This window comes from Leifsonia sp. Leaf336 (assembly GCF_001423695.1).
Lineage (GTDB): Bacteria > Actinomycetota > Actinomycetes > Actinomycetales > Microbacteriaceae > Leifsonia.
The window spans coordinates 1,005,600-1,023,843 of record NZ_LMOZ01000002.1 but is presented as its reverse complement, the minus strand read 5'-3'; the positions used below and the strand labels follow the sequence as shown (position 1 = coordinate 1,023,843).

Below are 18,244 nucleotides of genomic sequence, written 5' to 3'. Positions count from 1 at the left end.
CACTCTCGCGTCCGGGCCGCCCGCTTGTGGCGCGCACGACCGGCTTCCGGCCTCCTTGCCGGAATTGCTTGAAAGGCTACGCTCCCCGTTCACCACGCACAACCAACGGCGTGTCGACCGTGCAGAGTGCACTATCGGCGCGATCGAGGAGGTGCTAGCTTTCACACTATGCGCACGTTCGACAGCACCGACCGACGTATCCTCGTCGCCCTCGCCGACGACCCGCGGTCGACCAATGTCTCCCTCGCCGATCGCCTCGGCCTCAGCCGCAACACCGTGCAGGCGCGGGTCGCCGAACTGGAGCGCAGCGGCGCCTTCCTGTCGTTCGAGCGCCGCATCTCGGCAACCGCCGCCGGCTATCCGCTCGCGGCGTTCGTGACCGTGCACGTGCAGCAGCAGAAGCTCGCCGAGATCGTCGAGCACCTCGCCGGCATCCCCGAGATCGTGCAGGCCCACGGCCTCTCCGGGCAGTCCGATCTGCTGCTGCGGGTCGTCTGCACCGACGCGGAGGACCTGTTCCGGATCACCGGCGCCATCCAGTCGACCGACGGCGTCGTGCGGGCGGAGACCTCCCTCGACATGGGCGAGCTCATCCCATACCGCCTGCGGCCGCTGCTCACCCGCGACTGACCCGCAGGAACGGCGAAGGCCGCGCCGACAGTGTCGGCGCGGCCTTCGCGTGCGGGGCGGGAGCTCAGCTCTCGACGGGCGCCGGAGCGCCCTCGGCGGGCTCGGTCGGGCCCTCGGACGCCGCGTCGCGGCCCTGGGTGTCCGCCTCGTCGGCGAGCACCGGCGCGAGCGACAGCTTTCCGCGGTCGTCGATCTTGGTGATCTCGACCAGGATCTTCTGGCCGACGCCGAGCACGTCCTCCACGTTCTCGACGCGCTTGCCACCGGCGAGCTTGCGCACCTCGGAGATGTGCAGCAGGCCGTCCTTGCCGGGCAGCAGCGAGACGAACGCACCGAACGCGGCGATCTTGACGACGGTTCCGAGGAACTGCTCGCCGACCTCCGGGTTCGTCGGGTTCGCGATCGCGTTGACCTGGGCGCGGGCCGCCTCGGCCGACGGGCCGTCGGTAGCGCCGATGTAGACGGTGCCGTCCTCCTCGATGGAGATGTCGGCGCCGGTCTCGTCCTGGATCGCGTTGATCGTCTTGCCCTTCGGGCCGATCAGCTCGCCGATCTTGTCGACCGGGATCTGCACCGAGATCACGCGCGGCGCGGTCGGGGCCATCTCGTCCGGGCTGTCGATCGCGGCGTTCAGCACGCTGAGGATGGTCGTACGAGCATCCTTGGCCTGCTTGAGCGCGCCGGCGAGCACCGACGACGGGATGCCGTCGAGCTTGGTGTCGAGCTGGATCGCGGTGACGAACTCGCTGGTGCCGGCGACCTTGAAGTCCATGTCGCCGAGCGCGTCCTCCGCGCCCAGGATGTCGGTCAGCGCCGCGTAGCGGGTCTCACCGTCGACGACGTCGGAGATCAGGCCCATGGCGATGCCGGCGACCGGGGCGCGCAGCGGCACACCGGCGTTCAGCAGCGACAGGGTGGAGGCGCAGACCGAGCCCATCGAGGTGGACCCGTTGGAGCTGAGCGCCTCGGACACCTGACGGATCGCGTAGGGGAACTCCTCGCGGCTGGGCAGCACCGGCACGAGCGCGCGCTCGGCCAGGAAGCCGTGCCCGATCTCGCGACGCTTCGGCGAACCGACACGGCCGGTCTCACCGGTCGAGTAGGGCGGGAAGTTGTAGTGGTGCAGGTAGCGCTTCTTGGTGACCGGCGACAGCGAGTCGATCTGCTGCTCCATCTTGAGCATGTTCAGCGTGGTGACACCCAGGATCTGAGTCTCGCCGCGCTGGAAGATCGCCGAACCGTGGACGCGCGGGATGACCTGCACCTCGGCGTCGAGCGGGCGGATGTCGGTCAGGCCACGGCCGTCGATGCGGATGCCCTCGCGCAGCACACGGCCGCGCATGACCACCTTGGACACCGACTTGTACGCCGCGGAGAACTGCGAGAGCACCTCCGCGTCGAGCACACCGGCCTCCACCTTCTCGGTGAGGGCGACCTTGACGCGCTCCTTGAGGGCGTCGTCGGCGTTCTGGCGCTCGACCTTGTCGGCGATCTGGTAGACGTTCACCAGCTCGTCGTAGGCGAGGCCGGCGACGTTGTCGTAGGTCTCCTTCGAGTACGGCAGGAACACGGGGTAGTCGGCGATCGCCTTCGCGGACTGCGAGGCGAGCACGGTCTGCGCGGCGACCAGCTGGCGGATGAACGGCTTGGCCGCCTCCAGACCCTGGGCGACGACCTCCTCGCTCGGCTTGACGGCACCGGCCTGGATGAGGTTCCAGCTGCCCTCGGTGGCCTCGGCCTCGACCATCATGATCGCGACGTCGCCCTCCGAGCCGTCTTCGTTGGTGAGGACGCGGCCGGCGACGACGAGGTCGAACACGGCCTCCTCGAGCTGCGAGGCCTTCGGGAACGCGATCCACTGGTCTTCGTGCTGGCCGTTGCCCGGCATGAGCGCGAGGCGCACGCCTGCGATCGGGCCGGAGAAGGGCAGACCGGAGATCTGGGTGGAGGCGCTCGCGGCGTTGATGGCCAGAGCGTCGTAGAACTCCTCCGGCGCGATGCTGAGGACGGTGATGACGATCTGGACCTCGTTGCGGAGGCCGTCGACGAACGACGGGCGCAGCGGGCGGTCGATCAGGCGGCAGACCAGGATGGCCTCGGTCGAGGGGCGGCCCTCACGACGGAAGAACGAACCGGGGATCTTGCCGGCGGCGTACGAGCGCTCCTCGACGTCGACGGTCAGCGGGAAGAAGTCGAAGTTGTCCTTCGGGTGCTTGCTGGCGCTCGTCGCGCTCAGCAGCATGGTCTCCTCGTCGAGGTAGGCGGCGACGGCGCCCTGCGCCTGCTGGGCGAGGCGTCCGGTCTCGAACCGGACGGTGCGGGTGCCGAAGCGTCCGTTGTCGAGAACGGCTTCGGCGAATTTGATTTCGGGACCTTCCAAGAGGTCTTTCTCCTTTGTTTAACGTCGCAGCCCCGTCTGGGCGCGACTCCACATTGCCCTCGTGCGCGGAGTGCGCAGCGCGGGCCTAGGAGCGAGCAGGCAGTTCGACACGGCTGTCCGTGTACGCGGCATCCCATGCGGGTGCGTGGGCTGAGCCCGTCTGGCCATCAGTAGAAATACACGGTTACGTCACGCTCGATAAACACCGTGCGACGCATCCGGATACCACCACCGAGGACCAGCTCCTGCCAGCCTGCTCCACCAGTCGGCGTTCGGCCGACCATCGGAATCCTATCAGTGATGCCGGTGGAGACGCCGGGAATCGCCGGATCAGAGCGCGAGCGTCGCCCGCGCCGCCTCGGCGAGCGCCGCCCCGTAGGACGGGCCGTGGCCGGCGGCGTGCACCGCGAGCGGATGCAGCTGGTGCAGCGGGACGCGATCCCGCCAGCCGATGCGGAGGGGGCGGACGTCGTCGTAGGCTTCGAGGATGTCGTCGAGGAAGGGCGCGCCGAATAAGTCGAGCATCGCGAGGTCGGTCTCGCGGTGGCCTCCGTGCGCCGCCGGGTCGATGAGGACGGCACCCTCCGGCGACCACAGCACGTTGCCGTTCCAGAGGTCGCCGTGCAGGCGCGCGGGAGGCTCGTCGTCATCGAAGTCGCCGGCCTCCACGCGGCCGAGGGCGGCCTCCACGTCGCGGCGCTGCAGCGGGGTCAGGTTGCCGGCCGCTTCGGCCGGGTCGAGGTAGGGCCGGACGCGGTCGCGCGCGTAGAAGCGGCCCCAGGTCGATTCGTGGGCGACCGGGAGCGGGCGACGGCCGATGAAGAGCGGGCCGCTCCAGCCGTCGGGCGGGGCGCCGAACGCGGCGGCCCCCGCGGCGTGGGTGGCGGCGAGCGCGGCGCCGAAGGCTCGCGCGGCGGCCGCGGTCGGGCGGCTCGCGTCGATGTGCTCGAGCTCGATCCGCCCGGGGCCGACGTCCGCGACACGGACGATCCTGGCGCCTCCGTCACGCTCGGCTGCGGCGAGCCACCGGAGGCCCGCGGCCTCGGCCTCGAAGAAGAGGGCGGGCGCGTCCGGGCGGTCCTTCACGATCGTGCGCACGGTGTCCACGGTACTCAGGCGGCGCTCGGCCGTGGGCGGGATGCCACTACCACCAGGCCGATCCCGATGATCGCACCCAGGCTGTTGGCGACGATGTCCCTGGCGTCGCTGACCCGCGCGGGCTCGAAGAGCTGGATGAACTCGATCGTCAGCGAGGCCGCCACGCCGAGCGAGAGGGCGAGCCAGCGCCGGCCGCGGCCGAGCAGCAGGGCGAGCAGCACGCCCATCGGCACGAACAGCAGAACGTTCGCCGTGAACTCGACGACGTCGTAGTCGATCCACGCGAGCGCGGGCGTGGCCGCGAACGCCGCGAGCAGCCCCTCCAGGAACGCGTTGCGCTTGGGGTCGCCGGGAGACGGGTTCAGCGTGATCCAGGCGACCGCCAGCAGGTAGAGCCCGATGACCGCGAGGAGGAGACGATGGCGCATCCTCCTATGCTTGCGCACATGAGCATCGCCTTCCGCGTCCCGATGTCCGGGCGCTCGACCGATGAGGAGCACCGCGTCTCCAGTCCGCTGGAGCTGCTCTTCGATCTCACGTTCGTCGTCGCGATCGCCCAGGTGTCGGCTCAGCTCGCCCGCGCGAGCGAGCAGGGACACCTCCTGGAGAAGCTCGGCCCTTATCTCATGGTGTTCTTCGCCATCTGGTGGGCGTGGATGAACTTCACCTGGTTCGCCTCGGCGTACGACACCGACGACGTGCCGTACCGACTCATGACGCTCTTGCAGATGGGCGGCGTCCTGGTGCTCGCGGCCGGCGTCCCCGCCGCGTTCGAGCTCGCGGATTTCACCGCCATCATCATCGGCTACGTCATCATGCGGCTCGCGATGGTCGCGCAATGGGTGCGGGCGGCGATCGAACATCCCGACGGTCGCGCGACCGCGACCCGGTACGCGGTGGGGATCGCCGCCGTGCAGGTGCTCTGGATCGCCTGGGGTTTCCTCCCCGTCGAGTGGAAGCTGTGGACGTTCCTGCTCGCCGCCCTCCTGGAGCTGGTGGTGCCGGTGTGGGCGGAGCGGCCGGGGATGACCTCCTGGCACCCGCACCACATCGCCGAACGCTACGGGTTGTTCACGATCATCGTGCTCGGCGAGTCGGTCTCGGCGTCGGCGATCGGCGTGCAGAGCGGTCTCGCGGCCCACGGCGTCTCCCCCGCGCTGGTCGTCATCGCGGCGGCCGGGCTCGTGCTGCTGTTCGCGCTGTGGTGGCTGTACTTCCTCGAGCCGGCGGCGGAGGGCCTCCAGTCGAACCGCAACAGATCGTTCTACTGGGGTTACGGCCACTACTTCGTGTTCGCGTCGCTCGCCGCGCTCGGCGCCGGACTGGAGGTCGCCGTGCAGCGCGGCGCGGCGCACGCCCACGTCTCGGACGTCGCCGTCGAGTACGCCGTCGCGGTGCCGGTGGTGGTGTTCCTGATCATGCTGTACGTGCTGCACGCGCCGCTGGTGCCGGAGGTCGTCATCCGGCCGCTGAAGACGGGGATCGCGGTGCTGCTGGTGCTCGCCGCGCCACTGGCCTCCCCCGTGATCGGGCTCGCGGGCGTCACCGTTGTGATCGCTCTGGTCGCTGCCGCCCTCGTCGCAGCGACGCTGGTCGACCGGTCCGTGGCGGCGAAGCGGTCGGCGGCGGCCGCGAGCTGACCCGCCGGAGACGCGGAACGGGCCGCCACCCGAAGGTGACGGCCCGTTCGCAAGAAGATCGCGTTATCGATCGACGATCGTCGTTGTCGACGCTGTCTTTATCGACGCTGTCTTTTATCGACGCAGCCCCAGGCGCTCGATGAGGGCGCGGTAGCGGTTGATGTCGATGTCGGACAGGTAGCCGAGCAGGCGGCGACGCTGACCGACCAGGAGGAGCAGGCCACGACGCGAGTGGTGGTCGTGCTTGTGCTCCTTGAGGTGCTCGGTGAGGTCCTTGATCCGCTTGGTCAGGATGGCGACCTGAACCTCGGGGGATCCGGTGTCACCGGGGTGGGTAGCGTACTCGTCGATGATCGCCTTCTTGGTCTCTGCATCCAGTGCCATAGAGGGATCCCCTTTCACTCGTTGCGCGGTGCCCGGGGCCTTGTGCCTGGGCTCTCTTTGTCCGCGGCCGTTTGACGGCAACCTGAAGAGTCTACCAGAGAGACGGGTCTTCACCCGCGTCGTCGCGGGCGGCGCCCGCTCAGTCGGGCAGCCCTCGCAACACGTCGTCGAGTGCGGCCACGGCGGTCGCCGCCGGGTCGTCGTCGGCGCCGCGCACGGCCCACCACAGCAGGGCCGAGAAGTTCGCCGAGCTGATCGCGTCCGCCATGACCTGGGCGCGCAGGCCGTCGGCCTCCACACCGAGCCGGTCGGCGATGAACTCGGCCAGGATGTCGTGGTTCGCGCCGAGCCGGGTGACGCCGAATCCGATCAGCGCAGGGTCGGAGGCCATCAGCCGCAGCCGGAGGCGGGTCGCCTCGATGTGCTCGGCATCGAGGTCGAGCGACGCGGTCATGGCGCGGGCGATCACGTCGCGCGCCGACTCGTCCGGCGTCGCGGCCTCCAGCACCGCGCGCATGCGCCCGACCACCGGCTCCAACCCGCCCCAGACGAGGTCGGGCTTGGACGGGAAGTACCGGAAGAGGGTGCGCCGACCGATCCCGGCGACCGCCGCGATCTCGTCCATGGTGGTCGCGTCGTAGCCGTGCTCGGCGAAGTGACGGAGCGCCAGCAGGGCGACCCGGTCGGGGTCGACGTCGGCGGGGCGGCCGCGTCGGCGCGGGGCGGTTTCGGCTTCCAGCGAACTCATGGTCTCCATTGTGGCACTCAGTGCTATAAATACATCGACGCTTGTTCGAGCGCCGACGACGACATCGACAGTCAAGGAGTACAGCAGTATGAGCAGCAATGGAACCGGCCGCTTCGCCGGCAAGACCGCGATCGTCACCGGAGCGGGCTCCGGCATCGGCAAGGCGACCGCGCTGCGCCTCGCCTCCGAGGGCGCGCGTGTGGTCGGCAGCGACATCTCCGCCGAGCGTCTCACCGCCCTCGTCGAGGAGAACCCGGGGCTCGACATCGTCACGGTCGCCGGCGACGTCTCCAGCGAGGAGACGATCGCCTCGGTCCTCGAAGCCGCGGGCGGGCGCGTCGACGCGCTCGCGAACATCGCCGGCATCATGGACGGCTTCCTCCCGGCCGCCGAGGTCGACGACGCCACCTGGGACCGGGTGTTCCTGGTCAACGTCACGGCGATCATGCGCCTGAGCCGCGCCGTGCTCCCGCTGATGGTGGAGGCCGGCAGCGGCTCGATCGTCAACGTGTCGTCCGAGGCCGGCCTCCGCGGCTCGGCGGCGGGTGCGGCGTACACGGCCTCCAAGCACGCGGTCATCGGACTCACCAAGAGCACCAGCGTCTTCTACGCCCCGAACGGCGTCCGCACCAACGCCGTCGCGCCCGGCGGCGTCCTCACGAACGTCGACGGAGCGTTCAAGTCGCAGCTGGCCGGCGAGCGCCTCGGCCCGATCATGCAGACCAACGTGCCTCCGGTGGCCGAGCCGGAGAAGCTGGCCGCGGCGATCACCTGGCTGCTGAGCGACGACTCGGCCAACATCTCGGGCGTGGTGCTCGCCTCGGACGGCGGCTGGTCGGCGATCTGACGTCGTCGGCGAGCTGACGTCGTCGGCGATCTGGCAAGGCGCAGCGGCCGGCCGTCACCACGCGTGGGTGCGGCCGGCCGCCTCCGCCAGCAGACGCATGCCGTCGGGGATGTCCTCGGCGGCGATCGAGCCGAACCCCAGCAGGAGGCCCTCCCAGCCCGCGGTCACGGCGAAGCGCGGCAGCGGCTGCACGGCGACCCCCGCGGTCGCGGCGGCCTCGGCCACGCGTGCGGAATCGAAGGACACGTCGGCTCCCGGCACCAGGGCGAGGTGGAGGCCGGCCGCCGACGGCACCGCCTCGAGCCTCCCCCGCAGCAGCGCAGCGGCCTCCCGCCCGATCAGCGCGTGCCGCTCCTCGTAGACGCGGCTCGCCCTCCGCACGTGCGCGGCGAACGCGCCGGAGTCGAGCAGGCTCGCCATCGCCGTCTGGGTCACGACGTCGTTGTGCCAGTCGGTCAGCCGCTTCGCGCTCCGCAGTGCGGGGACGAGCGACGGCGGCGCGACCACGAACCCGAGCCGGAGGCCCGGCAGCATGGTCTTGGAGAAGGTCCCGACGTAGACGACGCGTCCCTCCCCGTCGAGGCGCTGCAACGGGTCGAGTGCGCGGGCGCCGAAGCGGAACTCGCTGTCGTAGTCGTCCTCGATGACGACCGCGTCGTGCCGGCGCGCCCAGTCGAGCAGCGCCGTGCGGCGCTCCAGCGACAGCACTCCCCCGAGCGGGAACTGGTGCGACGGGGTCACGTAGACCATCCGGGCTGACGGCAGGAGGTCGACCCGCAGGCCGTGCTCGTCCACCGGGACCGGGACGACGCGCGCGCCGAGCAGCTCCAGCAGCTGCCGGACGGGCGGATAGCCGGGATCCTCCACCGCCACCGTGTCACCCGGCCTCAGCAGGGTGCGGCCGAGCAGGTCGAACGCCTGCTGCGCGCCACTGGTCACCACGACCTCGTCCACAGTCGCCGCCACCGACCGCGAGAGACCGAGGTGGCGGGCGATGCCGGCGCGGAGACGCTCGAGCCCGGACGGGTCGGCGTAGTGAGCACGGCGCAGCGCGGGACCGCGGAGCGCTGCGGCCACGCTCCGTCGCCAGGCGTCGTGCGAGAACAGCGCGGGATCCGGCGAGCCGACACTGAAGTCGTAGGCGATGGGGCGCGGCTCCACCCAGAGCGGGTCGGCGAGGTCGCGCCACGCGGGCGCCGGCAGGGCGCGGCCGCCCGATCCGGCCCGGCCGGCGCCGGCGCCGCGCGACGAGGCCGCCGCCGCGACGGAGGCCGGAAGGGCGACGAAAGTGCCGGACCCGACGCGCGCCACCAGGTAGCCCTCCGCGGTTAACCGCTCGTAGGCGGTCGAGACCGTGCTGCGCGAGACGCCGAGCCGCTCCGCCAGCTCCCGCGTGGCGGGCAGCCGCTCGCCGCGGCGCAGCCGGCCGTCGAGCACAGCGTCGCGCAGGTGGCGGTAGACGCGCTCTGCGCGGTCGCCCCTGCCGTCGATGGGGACGTGGATCTCCGTTGCGCACCTCCCCGCTCGCCGGAATGGACTGATACGAATCGATCGAATTGGAGCTTACATCCAACCAATCGCCACTCCTACGGTGGAGCCATGACCGACACCGCAGAACAGACCCAGACCACCGAACAGACCACCGAACGCGTTCAGATCTCCTCCGTCGTCGCCGAGGGCTACCGCAAGGTCATCAACCTCGACGGCTACGTCGCGAAGGCCGTCGAAGAACCGCTCGGCGACCTGATCAAACTCCGCGCCTCCCAGATCAACGGCTGCACCTACTGCGTCGACATGCACTCCGTCGACCTCACCGACGGCGGCTACCCGCTCCGCAAGGTGTTCGCCGTCAGCGCCTGGCGGGAGTCGCCGTGGTTCACGCCCCGCGAGCGCACCGCGCTGGAGCTCACGGAGGCGGTCACGCTCATCCACCAAGGCGGCGTGAGCGACGAGCTCTACACGCGTTCGGTCGCCGAGTTCGGCGAGCAGGGGTTCGCCGACCTCATCCTCGCGATCGGCACGATCAACATCTGGAACCGGATCGCCATCCCGACCCACATGCGGCCGCCGGCGCTCTGACAGCGCCACAACGCCGAAGGGCACGCACCCGAAACGGATGCGTGCCCTTCGCGTTCGCGAGGCGAGCTCAGCTGACGCCGAGCAGATCGATCACGAAGATGAGGGTCTTGCCCGAGAGCGGGTGACCGCCGCCGGCCGGGCCGTAGGCGAGCGCCGGAGGAACGGTGAGCTTGCGACGGCCGCCGACCTTCATGCCGGGGATGCCGTCCTGCCAGCCCTTGATCAGGTTGTTGAGCGGGAAGTTGATGGACTGCCCGCGGCTCCAAGAGGAGTCGAACTCCTCGCCGGACTCGTACTCGACGCCCAGGTAGTGCACGTCGACCTTGGAACCGGGGGTCGCCTCCGGGCCGGAGCCCTCGACGATGTCCACGATCTCGAGCGTCGTGGGAGCCGGGCCCTCCGGGGCGTCGACTTCGGGCTTCTCGTTGGTGTTCTCTGCCATGAGACCATCCAAGCGGTGCGAGCGGCTTGCGTCAAAAGCCTTGCGTTTCCCGCCCGCCTGCGTCAGGCTATACGCATAACTCGACGGCCCGGGAGCGTTGCAGGCATCGCCGCACCACCGGGCGTCGAGTCTTTAAACGGCAAGGTCCCGACATTCGTCACGAATGTTGCGTTCGGCGGCACGAAAGTCGGCATTCGTCACGAATGTGCGCCTAGCCGAAGACCTTGCCGGGGTTGAGGATGCCGAGGGGGTCGAAGACCGACTTGAGCTTCACCTGCAGCTCGTAGGAGTCGGGGCCGAGCTCCTCCGCCAGCCAGCGGCGCTTCAGGACACCGACGCCGTGCTCGCCCGTGAGCGTTCCGCCCAGGGCGACCGCCGTGCGGAACAGCTCGCCCGCGGCCTCCCAGATCTCCGGGCCGATCTCGTCGCCAGGGGCGACGAAGTTGGGGTGGAGGTTGCCGTCGCCGGCGTGCGCGACCGTCGGGATCGGGATGCCGTGGCGCTCGGAGATGCTCTCGATCGCCGCGAACATCTCGGGCATGCGCGAGCGCGGCACCGCGACGTCCTCGATCAGCACAGTCCCGGTCGCTGCCAGAGCCGGATGGAACGCGCGACGGATCGCGAGCAACCGCTCCCCCTCGTCCGCGTCTGCGGCGACGCGCACGGTTCCGCCCGTCTCCGCGATGAGCGTGGCAGCGGACGCGGCGTCGACGGCGGCCGTCGGTCCGTCGAACTGCACCAGCAGGTAGGCCGCACCTCGCGCCCCGCCGAAGGCGTCCCGGATGGTCTGCTCGCCGAGGTAGGCGGAGATCCGCTCCAGAGCGGGAGCGTCGAGCAGCTCCATGACCGCAGGCCGCAGGTGCGCCGCCGTCACCCGCACGGCGGCATCGGAGGCGGCCTTCACATCCGCGAACAGGGCTCCGAGAGTGGTCGGCTCCCCCTGCGGACGCGGGAGCACGCGGACCGTCGCCCCGACGATGACGCCCAAGGTTCCCTCCGAGCCGACGAACAACGACGTGAGGTCGTACCCGGTCACCCCTTTGACCGTGCGGTGGCCGGTGCGGATGAACCGCCCGTCGGCGAGCACCACGTCGAGACCGAGCACGGCCTCCCTGGTCACTCCGTACTTGGCGCACAGGAGGCCGCCCGCGTTGGTGGCGATGTTGCCGCCGACCGTCGAGATCGCCTTGCTGGCGGGGTCGGGGGCGAAGAACAGCCCGAACGGCTCGAGCGCCGCATTGAGGTCGTCGTTGACCACGCCGGGCTCGAGCACGGCGAGCTCGTCCTCCGTCGAGATCTCGAGGATGCGGTCCATGCCCGCAACGCTCAGCACGATCGAACCGGCCGAGCCGTTGGCCCCGCCGGCGAGCCCGGTGCCCGCACCGCGCGGCACGACCGGGACCCGGAACTCGGAGGCCGCGCGCATCGTCGCCTGGACGTGCTCCACCGTTCGGGCGTTCACGATCGCGAGCGGCCGGCCCTCGGCCACCCAGCCGGAGCGATCGCCGCGCGCGGCGTCGAGGAGCTCGGGGTCGGTGGTGAGCACGCCGTCGTCCGCATCCGTGCCGAGCGCCGCCCTGAGCCAGTCGATGACATCCACGCTGTCATGCTAACGGCCGGGCCGCCTCGGCCCCGATCGGCGCCGTCGCGGTGATGTCCGATTTCCGCTATCGGTTTGTCGGTGGGCGGTGGCACGCTGGAGGAATGACGAACACCACGGGACGCCCGCAGCAGAGGTCGACGGAGGCAGGGAGCCGACGGTCGACCCAGCGCAGGCGCACCGCGGAGGAACGCCGCACCTCGGAGGAACGGCTGGCCGACCCCGTCTTCGCCCAGCGCTACCGGGCGATGAGCGCCCGCGACTCCCGCTTCGACGGCCAGTTCATCACCGGCGTGCACTCGACCGGCATCTACTGCCGGCCCAGCTGCCCGGCCGTGACGCCGAAGGCGGACAACGTCACGTTCTACCTGACGGCCGCGGCCGCCCACGAGGCCGGCCTGCGCGCCTGCAAGCGCTGCCTCCCCGACGCCGTTCCCGGCTCGCCGGAATGGAACGTCCGCGACGACCTGGCCGCCCGCGCCATGCGGCTCATCGCCGACGGCACGGTGGAGCGGGAGGGCGTGCCGGGGCTCGCGCACCGGCTCGGCTACACCCCTCGCCACCTCGGCCGGGTGCTCACGTCCGAGCTCGGCGCCGGCCCGCTCGCTCTGGCGCGCGCCCACCGCGCCCAGACCGCACGGCTCCTCCTGGCCGGCACCGATATGCCGATCACCGATGTGGCCTTCGCCGCCGGCTTCTCGAGCGTGCGGCAGTTCAACGAGACGATGGCCGACGTCTACCACGTCGCCCCCGGTGCGATCCGGGCCTCCGCCCGGCGGCGCCCCGGCATCGCGCACGGGCCGCTGACACCCGGCGCTGCGAACGCGTCCTCCCTCCGCCTGCGCCTGCCGGCCCGCGCGCCCTTCGACGGTGCCCGGGTGCTCGCGTTCCTCGGCGCGAGGGCCATCGCGGGGATGGAGGCGGCCGTGGGCGGCACATCGGACGCCGATGGCGCCCTCCCCTCCTACAGCCGGGCGCTGCGCCTCCCGCACGGGCCGGCCGCCCTGCGCCTGACGCTCTCCGGCGACGCCGACGCGCCCGCCGTCGAGTGCGAGGCCGACCTCTCCGACATGGCGGACCTCGCGCCGCTGGTGGCGCGGGTCCGGCGGCTCCTCGACCTCGACGCCGACGCGGAGGCGATCGACACGGCACTCGCCGCGGACCCGGCGCTGGCGGCGTCCGTCGCTGCGACTCCCGGCATCCGGGTGCCGGGAGCGGTCGATCCGGAGGAGATCCTGTTCCGCGCTCTCATCGGGCAGCAGATCTCGGTGCCCGCGGCGCGCACCGCGCTCGCACGACTCACGGAGGCGCTCGGCGAGCCGGTGTCGGTCGGCGGGTTCACCCGGCTCTTCCCGACCTCCACGGCCATCGCCGAACACGGTCGCGACGTGCTCCGCGGGCCGGGCAAGCGCATCGATGCGATCGTCGGCGCGGCGACGGCGCTCGCCGACGGCTCCCTCGTAATCGACGTGGGCGAATCGCGCGCCGAGCTGGAGGAACGGCTGCTGGCGCTCCCGGGCATCGGGGCCTGGACGGCCGGTTACGTCGCCTTGCGCGTGCTGGGGAGCCCGGACGTGCTGCTGACCGGCGACCTCGCCCTGCGGCAGGGCGCCGCCCGCCTGGGGCTGCCGGACGACCCCAAACTGCTGGCCGCGCGCGGCGCGAGCTGGTCGCCGTGGCGCAGCTACGCGGGGATGCATCTGTGGCAGAGCGCCCACGCGGCGCAGCAGGAGGCCAAAGCGGCACGCGCGGCCGCGCGCGTGGCTCCGGGTCCGCGCGCAGCGTAGGATCACGAACGCAACACAATCGAAGAACCGGTCGCGGAGGGAGAGCGTTCTCGTGCCCTCGATCACCGTCGTGATCCCCGCACTCGACGATGCCGGGATGCTGCAGCGGTGCCTCGCCGACCTGGCGGCGCAGCTCCGGCCGGCCGACGAGATCATCGTCGTCGACAACGGCAGCACCGACGACACGGCCGCCGTCGCCGTCGCGGGAGGCGCCCGGGTGCTCCAGCAGCCCGTCCGCGGCATCTTCCCCGCCTCCGCCACGGGATACGACGCGGCCACCGGCGACATCATCGCGCGCCTCGACGCCGACTCCCGCCCGCCGGTCGACTGGCTGCTGCACATCGAGGCCGAGTTCGTCGACGCCCCGGCGATCGGCGTGCTCACCGGACCGGGCGTGTTCTACGACGGCAACACGTTCGTGGCCGGGCTGGGCCAGCTGCTCTACATCGGCGGCTACTTCTGGTCGATGGAGATCTGGCTCGGGCACCCGCCGATCTTCGGCTCCAACTTCGCGATGCGCCGGGAGGTCTGGCGCGACGTGCGCGGCCACGTGCACAGCGGGCTGCGCGAGGTGCACGACGACCTCGACCTCGCCATCCACCTCGACCCCGGCGTGGTCGTGCGCTACGACGAGCGGCTCCTGGTGGGCATCTCCGCGCGCCCCTTCTCGACCTGGCGGGGGTTCGGGCGGCGCATCCGCTGGGCATTCGGCACACTGCGGATGCACCTGCCGGAGGAGACGCCGTGGCGACGCAGAGCCGCGCGCCGCCGCTGGCAGGAGGAGCACACCGAGGACGCCCCGGGCGCCATGGCGTGACCGCGGGGTTCTGCGCGTTTCGCCCGACCGCGCAGTTCGTGTCCTCACCCGTTCGACCGATAGGTTGGACAGTGTGAGATTCTCGCACCTCAGCACCACCTCGGACTCGCCGCCCCGCCTGGCCGCCGTCATCGGAGACGGGGCCCTCTTCCTCGACGAGTTCCTGGCCGAACCTCCCCGCGACCTCCAAGAGCTCATCGAGCGCGGCGACGAAGCCCTCGCCGAGATCCGCGCGATCGTCGACGAAGCGGTGACGACGGGCACGCCGCTCGTGCCCGTTCACGAGCTGCGTCACGCGTCGGCCGTGCTGCGCCCTCCGCAGGTCATCGCGATCGGCGCGAACTACGCGGCGCACGCCTCCGAGCTCAAGCTGCGCAGCGAGAAGGCGGCGACGGTGTTCTCGCTGTGGCCGAACTCCCTCGCCGGGCATGGAGGCACGACCGCGTGGCCGGAGGACCTCACCACCCAGGTCGACTACGAGGCCGAGCTCGGCGTCATCATCGGCAAGCCGGCGCGCAACGTCTCGGTGCGCGACGCCCTCGACTACGTGTGGGGCTACACCGTCGTCAACGACATCACCGCGCGCGACCTCCAGTTCTCTGAGGCGCAGTGGTCGCGGTGCAAGTCGTTCGACGGGTTCACCCCCAACGGCCCGGTGGTGGTCACGGCCGACGAGATCGCCGACCCGCAGGACCTGTGGCTCACGACGAACGTCGACGGCGCCATCCTGCAAGACGCCTCCACCGCCGACATGGTGCGCTCGGTCGCCGAGATCATCGAGTTCCTGTCGCGGTCGGCGACCATCCAGCCGGGCACGCTGATCTCCACCGGCAGCCCGGGAGGCGCGGGATACTCCCGCACTCCCCCGGTGTTCCTCCGCGACCGCTCAACGGTCACGGTGTCGATCGGCGGCATCGGCTACCTCACGACGTACTGCCGCGTGACCTGACCCGTCGGTCACATTCCGCCGGATCGCCGACGCCGGGCGGATCCGTCGGCTAGCGTGAATGCATGTCGATCGGCGAGAAGCGCCCCGGGGTCGCGGGCGGAGGCGACGAGGCGTCGCGCCTCGACGCCGTCCTCCCCGACATCGACTGGTCGATCGCACCCGTCGGTGCGACCTTCTCGCGCTTCCGGGCGCCCAGCGGCGAGCTCGCCGTGGTGTCGCTCGGCGACCCGGCCGATCCCCGCGTCGTGCTGGTGCCGGGCGCGACGGGATCGAAGGAGGACTTCTACCTCCTCGCGCCGATCCTCGTGGCCGCGGGCTACTACGTGCAGAGCTACGATCTCGCCGGGCAGTACGAGTCCGCTCAGGCGGGCCCGGCAGCGGGAGGCCGGTACACCTACGACCTGCTCGTCGCCGACTTCGTGGCGTTCCTGCGCGACGGCGCGCCGGCGCACGTGCTCGGCTACTCCTTCGCCGGGATCCTCGCCGAGCTCGCGCTCGTCGACCACCCCGAGCTGTTCCTCACCCTGACTCTGCTCACCTCGCCGCCGGAGCCGGGACAGGCGTTCCGCGGCGTACGGGTCATCGGCTGGCTGAGCTGGTTCCTGAACGGACGCCAGGGCGCCGGCCTGATGATCTGGGGCATCGTCACCAACAAGAACAAGGTCGGGCCGACGCGCCTGGCGTTCGTGCGGTCACGGTTCGCGCTCACGCGCCGTTCCAGCGTCGACGACATCGTCGGTCTGATGAAGCACGTGCCGGACGTGCGCGCCCGGGTCGCCGCCATCGGCCTCCCCGTGCTGGTGGCGACCGGCGACCACGACCTGTGGCCGACGCACCTGCACGCCGCGAACGCGACCGCTCTGCGCGCGCGCCTGGCGGTCTACCGCACGGGGCACAGCCCGTGCGAGACGGCGCCGAACCAGCTCGCGCGCGACATGATCGCCCTCTTCCGGGAGTCCGAGTCCCGCTGAGCAACGCCCTTCGAGCGTCGGCCCTTCGAGCGTCGAGGGGCACGTGGTTGTCGCTTTTCGCGGGCGAAAGCGACAACGACGTGCCCCTCGGCGGAGGTGGCGGAGACGCTGCGGGCTATTCGGGGCGCGCGGCGCGTTCCTTCTCGGCCTTCTCGATGGCCTCGGCCTCGACGATCGGGATGGAGGTGGTGATCGCCTCCAGTCCGCTCAGGCGCGCGGGCGACAGCAGTCGGGTGACCTCGTCGCGGCTCATCAGCTTGGCCTCCACGACCAGGTCGGCGACGTTGTGTCCGGTCAGCAGCGCCGACTTCGCCAGCGCGGCCGCGGCGGCGTAGCCGATGTGCGGCGTGAGCGCGGTGATCACGCCGACCGACGAGCCCACCATGGCGCCGAGGCGCTCCTCGTTGGCGGTGATGCCGTCGACGCAGTTGACCCGAAGCGTGTGGAACGCCTGCGCCATCCACGTGATGCTCTGCAGCAGCGAGTGTGCGATCACGGGCTCGAAGGCGTTCAGCTGCAGCTGCCCGCCCTCGGCAGCCATCGTGACCGTGACGTCGGCTCCGGCGACCGAGAACGCGACCTGGTTCACGACCTCCGGGATGACGGGGTTGACCTTGCCCGGCATGATGCTGGAGCCGGCCTGGCGCGGCGGGAGGTTGATCTCGCCGAGACCCGCCTGCGGACCGGACGACAGCAGGCGGAGGTCGTTGCAGATCTTCGACAGCTTGATGGCGCTGCGCTTGAGCGACCCGGAGAACGACATGAAGGCGCCCGCGTCGCTGGTCGACTCGATCAGGTCGGGCGCCGTCTCGAGGTTGAGCCCGGTGATCAGGTTGAGGTGGCGCACGGCTGCGGCGGCGTAGCCCGGGTCGGCGGTGATGCCCGTACCGATCGCCGTCGCGCCGAGGTTGATCTCGGCCAGCAGCCACTTGGTCTCGGTGAGCCGGGCGTGGTCCTCGGTGAGGGTGGTGGCGAAGCCGTGGAACTCCTGGCCGAGGGTCATCGGCACGGCGTCCTGCAGCTGGGTGCGGCCGACCTTGAGGATGTGGCGGAACTCGCGACCTTTGGCGGCGAAGGAGTCGCGCAGGAGGGCCAGCTCGTCGAGCAGGTGCCCGAGTGCGAAGGTGAGGCCGATCTTGATCGCGGTCGGGTACGTGTCGTTGGTGCTCTGGCTGCGGTTGACGTCGTCGATCGGGCTGATGCGGGCGTAGTCGCCCTTGGGGCGGCCGTCGAGTTCGAGCGCGATGTTGGCGATGACCTCGTTCGCGTTCATGTTCGTCGAGGTACCGGCCCCGCCCTGCATGACGCCGACCACGAACTGGTCGTGGAACTTGCCGTCGATGATGAGCTGGCAGGCGCGGTCGATGAGATCGGCCTTGTGCTGCTCCAGCACGCCGATCTCGAGGTTGGCGCGCGCGGCGGCCTGCTTGACGGCGGCCAGAGCGACGATGAGATCCGGGTAGACCGAGATGGGCCGCTTGGCGATCGGGAAGTTCTCGAGGGCGCGCGAGGTGTGCACTCCCCAGTACGCGTCGGCGGGGATCTCGCGGCTGCCGAGCGAGTCGGTCTCCACGCGGGTCGGGCGCCCCTCCGCGCTCGGGGTCGGCACGTCGGACACGTTCTCGGACGCGTCCACGACGGCGACGCCGTTGGTGGTGTCGATGACGGGGATCGGGTGAGTCTTCGGTTCGTCCATCGTTGCTGTGGAATCCACGCTTGGCTCCATTGCCTCTCGTTGTGCGTTGGCTTTTCGGGGGTCCGCCGGCCGTTCGTGGCGCCCGGCAGTGCCGAGCCTACCCCTGGTGACTGCACGCGAGATGGACACATCGTCCGGGATCCCGGACGATGTTCGACACGCTGTCGAGAGCGGCC

Annotated in this window: 17 protein-coding genes; 8 read left to right on the top strand and 9 right to left on the bottom strand. The window is 70.9% G+C overall.

Annotation, left to right across the window (positions count from 1 at the left end; genetic code table 11):
• Nucleotides 1-168 precede the first annotated feature (168 nt).
• The gene (locus ASF88_RS13725) at nt 169-630 is read left to right on the top strand and encodes an Lrp/AsnC family transcriptional regulator (RefSeq protein ID WP_055919403.1); all 462 of its coding nucleotides are present in this window, start codon (nt 169-171) and stop codon (nt 628-630) included.
• A gap of 64 nt (nt 631-694) precedes the next feature.
• Here the strand turns inward: ASF88_RS13725 and ASF88_RS13720 are convergent, their stop codons facing one another.
• The 3 genes from ASF88_RS13720 to ASF88_RS13710 form a co-directional block, all read right to left on the bottom strand.
• Nucleotides 695-3,010: a polyribonucleotide nucleotidyltransferase gene (locus tag ASF88_RS13720; RefSeq protein WP_055919400.1), complete on the bottom strand. Its 2,316-nt coding sequence runs from the start codon at nt 3,008-3,010 to the stop codon at nt 695-697.
• 330 nt (nt 3,011-3,340) lie between these two features.
• A complete protein-coding gene (locus ASF88_RS13715) occupies nt 3,341-4,099 on the bottom strand; it encodes a fructosamine kinase family protein (protein ID WP_055920478.1) in 759 nt (252 codons plus the stop codon).
• Between the two features lie 23 nt (nt 4,100-4,122).
• On the bottom strand, nt 4,123-4,536 hold the full coding sequence (locus ASF88_RS13710; protein WP_082518965.1) for a VanZ family protein: 414 nt from the start codon (nt 4,534-4,536) through the stop codon (nt 4,123-4,125).
• 18 nt (nt 4,537-4,554) lie between these two features.
• Between ASF88_RS13710 and ASF88_RS13705 the strand changes: the two genes are divergently transcribed.
• The gene (locus ASF88_RS13705) at nt 4,555-5,748 is read left to right on the top strand and encodes a low temperature requirement protein A (RefSeq protein WP_235493447.1); all 1,194 of its coding nucleotides are present in this window, start codon (nt 4,555-4,557) and stop codon (nt 5,746-5,748) included.
• A 114-nt stretch (nt 5,749-5,862) separates the two neighbouring features.
• On the opposite strand, the gene rpsO is transcribed toward ASF88_RS13705, so the two are convergent.
• Nucleotides 5,863-6,132, bottom strand: coding sequence for a 30S ribosomal protein S15 (gene rpsO / locus ASF88_RS13700; RefSeq protein ID WP_055919394.1), 270 nt, complete (start codon nt 6,130-6,132; stop codon nt 5,863-5,865).
• Between the two features lie 139 nt (nt 6,133-6,271).
• Nucleotides 6,272-6,880 (bottom strand): TetR family transcriptional regulator, encoded by a 609-nt coding sequence (locus ASF88_RS13695; RefSeq protein ID WP_055920472.1) that lies wholly within the window; start codon nt 6,878-6,880, stop codon nt 6,272-6,274.
• Between the two features lie 88 nt (nt 6,881-6,968).
• Between ASF88_RS13695 and ASF88_RS13690 the strand changes: the two genes are divergently transcribed.
• A complete protein-coding gene (locus ASF88_RS13690) occupies nt 6,969-7,727 on the top strand; it encodes an SDR family NAD(P)-dependent oxidoreductase (protein WP_055919391.1) in 759 nt (252 codons plus the stop codon).
• A gap of 54 nt (nt 7,728-7,781) precedes the next feature.
• On the opposite strand, the gene pdxR is transcribed toward ASF88_RS13690, so the two are convergent.
• Nucleotides 7,782-9,218: a MocR-like pyridoxine biosynthesis transcription factor PdxR gene (gene pdxR, locus ASF88_RS13685; protein ID WP_055919388.1), complete on the bottom strand. Its 1,437-nt coding sequence runs from the start codon at nt 9,216-9,218 to the stop codon at nt 7,782-7,784.
• A gap of 108 nt (nt 9,219-9,326) precedes the next feature.
• Here pdxR and ASF88_RS13680 point away from each other — a divergent pair, with 108 nt between their 5' ends.
• The gene (locus ASF88_RS13680) at nt 9,327-9,806 is read left to right on the top strand and encodes a carboxymuconolactone decarboxylase family protein (protein ID WP_055919385.1); all 480 of its coding nucleotides are present in this window, start codon (nt 9,327-9,329) and stop codon (nt 9,804-9,806) included.
• A 67-nt stretch (nt 9,807-9,873) separates the two neighbouring features.
• Here the strand turns inward: ASF88_RS13680 and ASF88_RS13675 are convergent, their stop codons facing one another.
• Together ASF88_RS13675 and ASF88_RS13670 are read right to left on the bottom strand one after the other, a co-directional pair.
• Nucleotides 9,874-10,248: an FKBP-type peptidyl-prolyl cis-trans isomerase gene (locus ASF88_RS13675; RefSeq protein WP_055919382.1), complete on the bottom strand. Its 375-nt coding sequence runs from the start codon at nt 10,246-10,248 to the stop codon at nt 9,874-9,876.
• A gap of 211 nt (nt 10,249-10,459) precedes the next feature.
• Nucleotides 10,460-11,848 (bottom strand): FAD-binding oxidoreductase, encoded by a 1,389-nt coding sequence (locus ASF88_RS13670; RefSeq protein WP_055919380.1) that lies wholly within the window; start codon nt 11,846-11,848, stop codon nt 10,460-10,462.
• Nucleotides 11,849-12,096: 248 nt separating this feature from the next.
• Between ASF88_RS13670 and ASF88_RS13665 the strand changes: the two genes are divergently transcribed.
• The 4 genes from ASF88_RS13665 (at nt 12,097) to ASF88_RS13650 (ending at nt 16,372) form a co-directional block, all read left to right on the top strand.
• A complete protein-coding gene (locus tag ASF88_RS13665; protein ID WP_235493494.1) occupies nt 12,097-13,635 on the top strand; it encodes an AlkA N-terminal domain-containing protein in 1,539 nt (512 codons plus the stop codon).
• 52 nt (nt 13,636-13,687) lie between these two features.
• Nucleotides 13,688-14,452, top strand: a complete 765-nt coding sequence (locus tag ASF88_RS13660) for a glycosyltransferase (RefSeq protein WP_055919377.1) — start codon at nt 13,688-13,690, stop codon at nt 14,450-14,452.
• A gap of 73 nt (nt 14,453-14,525) precedes the next feature.
• Nucleotides 14,526-15,401 (top strand): fumarylacetoacetate hydrolase family protein, encoded by an 876-nt coding sequence (locus ASF88_RS13655; RefSeq protein ID WP_055919374.1) that lies wholly within the window; start codon nt 14,526-14,528, stop codon nt 15,399-15,401.
• A gap of 62 nt (nt 15,402-15,463) precedes the next feature.
• Complete coding sequence (locus tag ASF88_RS13650; RefSeq protein ID WP_055919371.1) at nt 15,464-16,372, top strand: alpha/beta fold hydrolase; 909 nt, start codon at nt 15,464-15,466, stop codon at nt 16,370-16,372.
• A gap of 115 nt (nt 16,373-16,487) precedes the next feature.
• On the opposite strand, the gene ASF88_RS13645 is transcribed toward ASF88_RS13650, so the two are convergent.
• Nucleotides 16,488-18,068 carry an aspartate ammonia-lyase gene (locus tag ASF88_RS13645; RefSeq protein WP_055919368.1) on the bottom strand — a complete coding sequence of 527 codons (1,581 nt, stop codon included), beginning with the start codon at nt 18,066-18,068 and terminating at the stop codon, nt 16,488-16,490.
• Nucleotides 18,069-18,244 lie beyond the last annotated feature (176 nt).

Coding starts and splice junctions, on each gene's coding strand:
- ASF88_RS13690 (WP_055919391.1), top strand. CDS start 6,969: ATGAGCAGCAATGGAACCGGCCGCTTCGCCGGCAAGACCGCGATCGTC.
- ASF88_RS13710 (WP_082518965.1), bottom strand. CDS start 4,536: ATGCGCCATCGTCTCCTCCTCGCGGTCATCGGGCTCTACCTGCTGGCG.
- ASF88_RS13665 (WP_235493494.1), top strand. CDS start 12,097: ATGAGCGCCCGCGACTCCCGCTTCGACGGCCAGTTCATCACCGGCGTG.
- ASF88_RS13675 (WP_055919382.1), bottom strand. CDS start 10,248: ATGGCAGAGAACACCAACGAGAAGCCCGAAGTCGACGCCCCGGAGGGC.
- rpsO (WP_055919394.1), bottom strand. CDS start 6,132: ATGGCACTGGATGCAGAGACCAAGAAGGCGATCATCGACGAGTACGCT.
- ASF88_RS13650 (WP_055919371.1), top strand. CDS start 15,464: ATGTCGATCGGCGAGAAGCGCCCCGGGGTCGCGGGCGGAGGCGACGAG.
- ASF88_RS13645 (WP_055919368.1), bottom strand. CDS start 18,068: ATGGACGAACCGAAGACTCACCCGATCCCCGTCATCGACACCACCAAC.
- ASF88_RS13695 (WP_055920472.1), bottom strand. CDS start 6,880: ATGAGTTCGCTGGAAGCCGAAACCGCCCCGCGCCGACGCGGCCGCCCC.
- ASF88_RS13680 (WP_055919385.1), top strand. CDS start 9,327: ATGACCGACACCGCAGAACAGACCCAGACCACCGAACAGACCACCGAA.
- ASF88_RS13705 (WP_235493447.1), top strand. CDS start 4,555: ATGAGCATCGCCTTCCGCGTCCCGATGTCCGGGCGCTCGACCGATGAG.
- ASF88_RS13725 (WP_055919403.1), top strand. CDS start 169: ATGCGCACGTTCGACAGCACCGACCGACGTATCCTCGTCGCCCTCGCC.